Origin of the sequence: Candidatus Pelagibacter communis (assembly GCF_001180105.1) — a bacterium.
Taxonomy (GTDB): domain Bacteria; phylum Pseudomonadota; class Alphaproteobacteria; order Pelagibacterales; family Pelagibacteraceae; genus Pelagibacter; species Pelagibacter ubique_K.
On the sequence record NZ_CVSO01000072.1, the window covers coordinates 1 to 621 of the forward strand.

1 protein-coding gene is annotated in these 621 nt (G+C 22.4%); it reads right to left on the minus strand.

All coding sequences use genetic code 11. The annotated features are described in order from the left end of the window. Positions 1-517: hypothetical protein (locus tag AMN84_RS04735; protein WP_143755556.1), on the minus strand; the 517-nt coding region annotated here is incomplete at its 3' end. Positions 518-621: the final 104 nt, after the last annotated feature.

The window sequence follows — 621 nt, forward strand, 5'->3', positions numbered from 1 at the left end:
AAACAGAAATTCCAGACCTATAGAGTTTAAGGTATAAATTCTTGTTCAAATACCAATCTCTTATTTCTTTGTTAATAATTGGTTTATAGATTTGACCATAATAACGTTTTTTTACATAATCAGAAAAATTTATTGTTACAAAAAAAGTAATTAAACAAAAAAGAACTAAAAAAATTTTGTTTCTTATTTTAATATAATCAATCAAAATTATAAAAAGAAAAATACCAGAAAAAGATTTTATTGTATTTGACCTTTCTCCTGTTAATAAAATTCCTGTCAAAATCAAAGCAGGTATTATCAAACTTAAAGGTTTATATTTGTTATTATTTCTAAAAATTGTAAAAATATATCCGCAAATTATAAAAGCAAAACCTGAGATAAATGTCCCAGCAATTGGTTCATTAATAAAAAAACTTACAACTCTCTCACCATTTGGTTGGACTACCCCGTCTATTTCAATTTTTCCAAAACCTAAAATATTACTACCAGTCAATCTTTCTATGTAAATATCTATCAAAATAATAAAGAAAACTATCGACCAAGTTTTAAATAAGCTGTTTATTTTTTGACTATTATAAAAGAAATAATTTATTAAAAAGAAGAATAATATAAATCTTAAAA